This window comes from Aneurinibacillus sp. UBA3580 (assembly GCF_002375825.1).
Taxonomy (GTDB): domain Bacteria; phylum Bacillota; class Bacilli; order Aneurinibacillales; family Aneurinibacillaceae; genus Aneurinibacillus; species Aneurinibacillus danicus.
In genome coordinates this window covers 8,122-16,594 of the sequence record NZ_DFMZ01000057.1, presented here as the reverse complement: position 1 = coordinate 16,594, position 8,473 = coordinate 8,122, and the positions used below count along the sequence as shown (strand labels likewise).

The 8,473-nt window shown below is 51.8% G+C and carries 6 protein-coding genes; 1 reads left to right on the top strand and 5 read right to left on the bottom strand.

Going from position 1 to position 8,473, the window contains the following annotated elements; all coding sequences use genetic code 11:
• Positions 1-733: DUF3900 domain-containing protein (locus tag B2899_RS09280; RefSeq protein ID WP_286885268.1), on the bottom strand; the 733-nt coding region annotated here is incomplete at its 3' end.
• Between the two features lie 172 nt (positions 734-905).
• Between B2899_RS09280 and B2899_RS09275 the strand changes: the two genes are divergently transcribed.
• Positions 906-1,682, top strand: a complete 777-nt coding sequence (locus tag B2899_RS09275) for a DUF4931 domain-containing protein (protein WP_286885266.1) — start codon at positions 906-908, stop codon at positions 1,680-1,682.
• A 29-nt stretch (positions 1,683-1,711) separates the two neighbouring features.
• On the opposite strand, the gene B2899_RS09270 is transcribed toward B2899_RS09275, so the two are convergent.
• The 4 genes from B2899_RS09270 to glgD all read right to left on the bottom strand — a co-directional run.
• Positions 1,712-3,670, bottom strand: coding sequence for a glycoside hydrolase family 13 protein (locus B2899_RS09270; RefSeq protein WP_286885265.1), 1,959 nt, complete (start codon positions 3,668-3,670; stop codon positions 1,712-1,714).
• Positions 3,671-3,688: 18 nt separating this feature from the next.
• Entirely contained in the window at positions 3,689-6,118 is a 2,430-nt protein-coding gene (locus B2899_RS09265) for a glycogen/starch/alpha-glucan phosphorylase (protein WP_146809110.1), read from the bottom strand.
• A 13-nt stretch (positions 6,119-6,131) separates the two neighbouring features.
• On the bottom strand, positions 6,132-7,562 hold the full coding sequence (gene glgA, locus B2899_RS09260) for a glycogen synthase GlgA (protein WP_286885259.1): 1,431 nt from the start codon (positions 7,560-7,562) through the stop codon (positions 6,132-6,134).
• A gap of 25 nt (positions 7,563-7,587) precedes the next feature.
• On the bottom strand, positions 7,588-8,473 hold an 886-nt coding region (gene glgD, locus B2899_RS09255), incomplete at its 5' end, for a glucose-1-phosphate adenylyltransferase subunit GlgD (protein ID WP_286885258.1).

The window sequence follows — 8,473 nt, the reverse complement described above, 5'->3', positions numbered from 1 at the left end:
CCTGCTGACGCTCTTCGCTTTCTTCTTCATAGACGGCGTCGATATACTGCTGCACCAGACCTAAGACCTGCGTGTTCACAATCTCGGGCAGCGATTTCTCATATTCGACGAACTTTAGGAAATCTTCAAAATAACGTGCGTGAGAGGCCTGATGAATCTTCAACTCCCACTCTTCAAGCATGCCTTCTTCTGGCATATGCGGATACTGGATCGACTTCATATTTTTGGCGTTAATCGCCATCTCTACCTTTTTGACGAGACTGCGTTCATCGGTAATCGTTGCAATCTTCGGTTCAAAGTCACATTTCATGACGAACACAAACGGATCGTCAAAGTACTTCGTCAAACGGGCCCGCGCCACAATAAGCGCTCCGCCGCGGATGGCGCTCGTATTCATGTACGCGCGTACCAAATTCTCGCTATGACGGCGGAATTCTTCTTTATCGTCTGCACCACGCAGGCGGGCGAATAGATTGTAGTTCGGATTGCTGTCGAGTTCATGCCCGGGTTCGACGACGAAACGGCCAATCTTCGTCGGAGCCTGTTCCGTTTTTGGATTGCGCTCGACTTTCCGCTTGGCGGTACGCACAAATTCGCCATCCAAGAAATCTCTCAGCGTGCTATTCATATATTCCATTTCATCAAGTGTCTGATAATGTTTATATCCTTTCTCCCCTCTTTCTTCTTCGCCACGCACGACAAAAAAAGAAAGATATTGTACGGTAAACTCCATCTCTTTCTCCCCGTTCCCCATGTATTCTCATAGATTTTTATTGTACCTTGTTTGTCTGCGGCACGAAAGGGAGAATGTTGTCGCAGAGCACCGGGACGTTTTCATTCGGACGAAAATTAAGTATCATAATAATATAGGACGTTAAATTTTACAGAGACAAAGAGGATGGCCTATGTATACATATATGAACTTTCAGACCCGCATCGCGCAGACCAAACCGTCCACGCTGCACAATCAGGAAGAAAAGTGCCCGTTCTGCGATCGGGAGACAATCTTTAAGGAAGGTGTGGTCATTAGTCAGGACGGACCGTTCCTTTTAATCGAAAATAAATTCCAGACGCTCGAGCACGCTTATCAAATGGTGCTGGTGGAGACAATGACGTGCAAGGATGATTTATCCACGTACCATAAGCCCCACTTGCATGCGCTGTTCGACTTCGCCATGCGGAACTGGATGTCGCTTGAAGCAAGCGGACAATATCGTTCCGTCATCTTTTTTAAGAATCACGGTATTCACTCCGGCGGATCGATCTACCATGCGCATATGCAGCTGGTTGGGCTGGCCGACGTCGACTATCGCAAGCACCTTCACCCTGAACAATGGGCCGGTATCGTCATTGACCAGGCCCCGGGCGTCGAATTTAACATCTCCACCCGGCCGCGGGGCGGGTTTACCGAGTTCAATATCGTGCTCAGTGACCGAAACGCGCTCCACAAGATGGCCGAATATGTCCAGATTGCGGTACATTTTCTTCTCAACCACATGAACCGGCGCTATCAAAGCTACAACATCTTTTTCTATGAATATGAAGGCGATATTATCGCCAAGATCGTATTGCGCGCACCAGGCTCCCCCTATCTGATGGGATACTCGATTATCCAGGTGCCGAACAATCTTGACGAAACCGTCCGGCGCGTCCAGTCCTTGTACTTCTCAGACGCCAAATAAACAGCACAAAAGCAAGCCCGTGCTTCTTCTTAGGCTTGCTTTTGTGTATCGGTATGATAAGCCAACAACAATCGGCCACTGAGCGGCGGCAGTACAGCGCGAATCTTTCCGCTCACCGCTTCGACTGCTTCTCCATTGCCCGTTACATCATAAAGCGGCGGGATACTCCCCGCCTCGATTTCAATCTCCACCGTCTGCGTAAGACTGCGATTAAGCAGCACAAGTGCCGTATTGGTACGACCCGGCTGTCCGAATACGTCCGTCTCATTTTCCAGTTTCCGCACATAACCGTATACGTTCGACGAAGCCAAAACGAGCGATTCCCACGTACCTGTGCGAAGTACATTGTGCGCGTGACGCCAGCGGATAACCCGCCGATACCAGGCCAAAAGATCGCCATCCTGTTCACCCCATGGATACGGTCCCCGGTTCGCCGGGTCGTCCCCGCCTTCCATCCCGGCTTCATCCCCATAGTAGACACAGGGCATGCCCGGAAATGTCATCTGCCACAGCACCAGCAGTTTTAACCGCTTCATCGCGAGCGCACGGCGTTCTTCCTGCGAGATAGCAGAAGCCGGCAGTTCTTCCTGAAGCACGGTCAGCGCACGCGGCACATCATGACTGCCGATAAGGTTCATCAGACTGTAAAAATGCGGGCGCGGATAATTCTCATACAGGCTCATCAGCGCTCTGTGTGTCATAGCACTGTCTGCTCTGCCAAGCAAAAAATCGAGAGCGATACGCCGGAAGGGATAATTCATCACCGAATCAAGCTCGTCGCCCAGAAGGTATTTACGGCGGACGCCATAGCTAATCTTGTTTGTAGCATCTTCCCACACTTCGCCGATGAGAACCGCGTCCGGGTCCGCTTCTTTTAACGTGCGGCGAAACGCGCAAATGAACGCATCCGGCAGCTCATCAGCCACATCCAGCCGCCAGCCGCTGGCCCCCAGACGATGCCAGTGCTTTACTACGCTGTTTTCATTGTGCATGATGAAATCCTGATACGACGGATTCATCTCCTCCACATTCGGCAGCACGTCAATGCCCCACCAGCATTCATAGTCGTCCGGATGCCGGACAAACCGGTACCATTCATAATAGGGAGATTCCCTCCCCTGATACGCACCGAGACTAGCATAGTTTCCTTCCCTGTTGAAGTACAGGCTGTCGCTCCCTGTATGGCTAAACACGCCGTCAAGCACAATCCGGATACCGAAGCGCCGTGCTTCCGCGCAGAGGGAAGCAAACAATTCGTTATCACCAAACATCGGATCTATCTTATGGTAATCACCTGTATCGTACTTGTGATTGCTTGATGCTTCAAAAATCGGATTTAAATAGAGGACGGTAACTCCCAGACTCTTAAGGTATGGAAGCTTTTCCAAAATCCCATAGAGATTGCCCCCGTAAAAGTCCCAGCGTATGATCCGTTTCGTCTCTGGATCGCGGATATAGAGCGGAAGACTGTTCCAATGGGCATGAAGCAAGCTGCCCGGCTTCGGGTTCAATACGCGTCCCTCCGGCAGGCCATTGCGGAAACGGTCAACGAAAATCTGGTACATGACCCCGTTCTTTATCCAATCCGGGGTCGCCGCTTCCGCCCGGTACACCGTAATTTGATAGCCTGGCGGTACATCCGGGTAGCTCTCTCCGACACCGCCCATTCCCTGCGCATTGTTCCCGTAATAAAAAAGGCTGCCGTCGTATGCAATACGAAAATAATACCACCATAACCCCGGCTCTTCAGGGGCGGTCCAGCGCACTTCGTACAAGCGGCCGGGTTCCTGTCCCTGGACCGGTGCCATGCGGATATCCGCTGCAGGCTCGCCGTCGCGCGCGATGCACAGCCGGACATCTTCCATGTGCTCACATCGGCTTCCGTATGCCGCAAACCGCAGTATGATATCCGTACCGCAGGGAACCGCCCCGAAAGGAGCGCGGAACCCCTGTTGATGTGAATCGTGCCGTACTTCCAACTCCCCCATCTCAGAACCGCCTCCTTCCTATTCGATCTTCACCGGGTCTAATTCCCAGATGTCATCCGCATATTCGACAATCGTCCGATCGCTTGAGAATACGCCGGATTGGGCGATATTTATCAGGCTCATCTTACTCCAGCACTCCCGGTCACGGAACGCTGCATCAATCCGCTGTTGGGCCTGCACATAGGAGGCGAAATCTTTAAGGACGAAAAACTCATCATTGGTCGACAGCAGCGAATAATAAATATCGTTGAACAGCCCGTATCCGGCTCCAAAGAAATCACCTGTAAACTTCTGCAGCGCGCCCCGGATACGAATATCCCCGTGATAAATGTCTTTAGCCCGGTACTTCCCGTTCGTGTAATACGCTATCACTTCATCAGCCGTCAACCCGAAGAGGAACATATTGTCGTCCCCCACTTCTTCGTGCATCTCCACGTTGGCGCCGTCCAGCGTCCCGATCGTCACGGCCCCGTTCATCATAAACTTCATATTCCCCGTCCCGGACGCCTCTTTGCTCGCGGTGGAAATTTGCTCGCTGACGTCGGCAGCCGGAATAATCTTCTCGGCGAGGGAAACACGGTAGTTTTCGAGAAACACCACTTTCAGCTTGTTCTGAATGACAGGGTCGCGGTTGATGACATCTGCAAGGGTGTTAATCAATTTGATGACGCTCTTGGCCAGTTGATAGCCTGGAGCGGCTTTAGCGCCGAAAATAAAGGTACGGGGCATGACTGCAAGGTCCGGGTTAGCGCGCAGCCGATCGTAGAGATCCATGATGTGAATCACATTCAAAATCTGCCGCTTATATGCGTGCAGCCGCTTCACCTGTACATCAAAAATGGACTGCGGATCAATTTCGGTCCCCGTTTTTTCCCGCACCAGGTCGGCAAGCCGCGCCTTATTCTGCTGCTTAATCGCATACAACTGTTGTTTAAACGCCGCATCGTCAGCGAAACCGCGCAGCTCAATTAACCGGGACGGATCGGTTACCCACTTATCGCCAATCGCTTCGGTAATCAGGCCAGCCAATGCTGGATTCGCCTTGATTAACCAGCGACGGTGCGTAATGCCGTTCGTCTTGTTGTTGAATTTGTACGGATACACCTCGTAAAAATGCTTCATTTCCCGCTGCTTCAAAATATCGGTGTGAATTTTGGCCACACCGTTCACGCTGTGGCTTCCAACCACGGCAAGATGTGCCATTTTCACCTGGCCGTCGGCGACAATGGCCATCTGGTGAATTCGCTTCCAATCACCCGGATACTTCTCCCACAATGCATGGCAGAATCGCTCGTTAATCTCATGCACAATCATGTAGATGCGCGGAAAAAGGGGCTGAAAGATATCAATAGACCATTTCTCCAGCGCTTCACTGAGCGTCGTATGATTCGTATAGGAAATGGTATTGACCGTGATATGCCATGCTTCTTCCCATCCCATTCCTTCTTCATCCATCAGAATGCGCATGAGCTCAGGAATCGCCAGTACCGGATGGGTATCATTAATGTGAATAGCGACTTTATGATGGAAATTTCTTAGCGATTGCTGTGTTTTCTTGTAACTGCGCACGATGCTTTGCAGTCCGGCGGACACGAAGAAATATTGCTGCTTAAGCCGGAGCACCTTCCCTTCGTAGAATGAATCGTCCGGATATAAAAATTCAGAGATGGATTCGACCGAACGCTTGTAATCAAGAACCTTGTGATAGTCACGTGAATTGAGCGTCTGAAAATCAAAATCACGAATGTTCGGCTCCGCACTCCATAGGCGCAGCGTATTGACGGTCTTATTACGATAACCAATTACCGGCACGTCATAGGGAACGGCAAGCACGGACTCGTATTTTTCATGGACAAAAGTCCAGTGTCCGCCATGATCTTCGAAGCGCACCTCGCCGCCGAACCGCACTTCAACCGCCAGATCAGAGCGGCGTATCTCCCAGACATTGCCCTCTTTAAGCCAGTACTCCGGCAATTCCACCTGGTAGCCGTCAACAATTTTTTGCTCGAACAGGCCGTATTTATAACGAATGCCGCACCCATGCCCTGGAAGAGACAGCGAGGCGAGCGAATCGAGAAAACAGGCGGCAAGCCGTCCTAATCCTCCGTTGCCCAGCCCCGCATCCGGCTCCTGTGCTTCCAAACGGGAAAGCTCGATTCCAAGCTCGCACAAGCTTTCTTCGCACAAATCCCGCACGCCGAGATTAATCAGGTTGCTTTCGAGCAGTTTGCCAAGCAGGAATTCCATGGAGAAATAATACATTTGCTTTTCCTGATTTTCGACGTAGCGCGTATTGGTCGCAATCCAATTTTTGTTGATATACTCGCGGATCATGGCGCCCAGCGCTTTGTATTTATCAATGTCGCTTGCTTCTTCCACGGGTTTGCCCAGCATGCTCTCGAGCTTGTCGATAAATGCCCGCTTAAAGCTTTCTTTGCTTGAAAACATGATGTCCCACCTCTCAGGCTGTAACCAGCTGTTCATACAGCATATGATACTGCCGGGCGGATTGAATCCAACCGCAATCCGTTTTTTGCCCATTCGCGAGCACCCGGGCAAACGCCGCAGGATCGCGGTAGACGCGGAGAGCTCGTCCGACTGTATACAGCATATCATGTGCGTTGTAATGGGCGAACGTAAAGCCGTTCCCTTCACCAGTCATTTCGTTATAGGACTGTACCGTATCGCGCAAGCCTCCGGTTTCACGTACGATGGGCACGGCACCATACCGCAGCGCGATCATCTGCCCGATACCGCACGGTTCAAACCTGGACGGCATCAAAAACAAGTCGGCGGCCGCATATACGCGCCGTGCAAGCCCTTCGTCAAACTGAATACACGCCGCAATTTTCTGGGGACAGCGGAGCGCCGCCTCACGGAACATCGTTTCATACCGCGCTTCCCCCGTGCCCAGCACCACCATCTGCATATCAAGCGCCAGCATGTCTTCAAGCACGCAGGCAACTAAATCCAGCCCCTTCTGCTCGGCCAGGCGAGAGACGATGGCGATAAGCGGAATGCCTTCAGCGGTCGGAAGTCCAAGCTGCTGCTGTAGATGAACTTTGTTTTTCCGCTTTTTGGCCGGGGAGCGCCGGTAATTAACATACAGGTGCGGATCGCTCTGCGGATTGTATGTGTCATAATCGATCCCGTTGATAATGCCCGTTGTATCTGCTGCCCGGGCGCGCAGCACGCCGTCCAGCCTCTCTCCGTAATACGGTTCCTGGATTTCCCGCGCATAGCTCGGACTCACCGTTGTCAGTCGGTCCGCATACAACAGCCCGCCCTTCATGTAATTGATGTCGCCGTAAAACTCCAATCCGTCCAGCGTAAAATAGTCGTTGTCAAGCCCAAGCACATCCGGCAGCACCGTATACGGAAAGATTCCCTGGTATTTTAGATTATGTATCGTAAACACAGTGCGCATGGAATCGTAAAACGGATGGCCGTCATAGAACGCACGCAAAAATACCGGCACCATCGCCGTATGCCAATCATGGCAATGAAGGATATCCGGTTTGAATCCTAATTGTGGGAGCGATTCAAGTACCGCCCGCGAGAAGTAGGCAAATTGCTCCGCCTCATCGTAGCAGCCGTACACGCCATCCCGCCAAAAATAGTATTCGTTGTCCACAAAATAGTATGTGACGCCGTCCCATTCCAATTCTTCGATGCCAGCATACTGCCTGCGCCAGCCGACCGGGACCGTAAGCTCGGCCCGCCGTCTCATGTTTTCTGTAAAACAACCGGGAATCACTTTATACTTTGGGAGCATCACCCGCACGTCCAGCCCTTGCTTGATCATTTCTTTCGGCAGGGAACCGATCACGTCAGCCAATCCTCCGGTTTTGACGAAGGGAGCCGCTTCTGCGGCTGTAAATAAGATGCGCATGTTTTTCCTCCCTTTTCTTCGTACTCTATACGGTGGCCCGCTTGGCCACAAGCAGCGGAAAGTCCTCCCGCCCGGCCAGCGTTCTGCCTGCCCCAATGCGCGCGACTTTATCCGCAATCACACACTCCACATATGCGTCTTCCCCAACCTCACAATGCTGCAGTAAAATGCTATTTTTAATATGAGCACCCTTGCCCACCTTTACCCCTGAGAACAAAATGCTGTTTTCCACCGTACCTTCAATTACGCAACCGTTGGCGACAAGCGAATTGGTGACGTCCGCTCCTTCCCGGTACAGTGCCGGAGGCTCATCTTTCACTTTGGTATAAATGCGTTCTCCCTCAACAAACAACGCTTCCCACACATCCGGCGCAAGCAAATTCATGCTCTCGGCATAATAATCTTCCACTGTTCGTACCATAGCCGCATAGCCTATATACGGAAAACCGTACACACGCGCCTGTTCCAGATTCGCAATAATGCCGTCCCGTACAAAATCGGAACGGTTTTCCTGCATGCCATGACCGATCGTCTTAAGCAGCCACTCTTTTCGAATCAGATACATCTCAAGCGACGCTTTTGTTCCGCCGATAAACCCCGGTTCGGAGTCCATATGAACAATCCGGCCATCCTTGTCGGCTGCCAGTGCGCGATACTTCGCAGCGCGTTTCGCCTCGTTTCCCCATTCTTTGTATAGTACAGTTACGTCCGCTGCGGTGTTTTTATGGAACAGCAGTGCCGGACGTACGTCGATACTGCTGATTATTCGACTTCCGCACACGAATACGTGCGGCTCGGACCCGCGCAGAAAGTAATCCATATGTTCCGCAAAAAACGCCATATCTCCCTCAGGCAGCACTCCGTTCGGGTTAATGGGCGGAGGCAGAATAAACAATCCGCCGTTCTTCCGA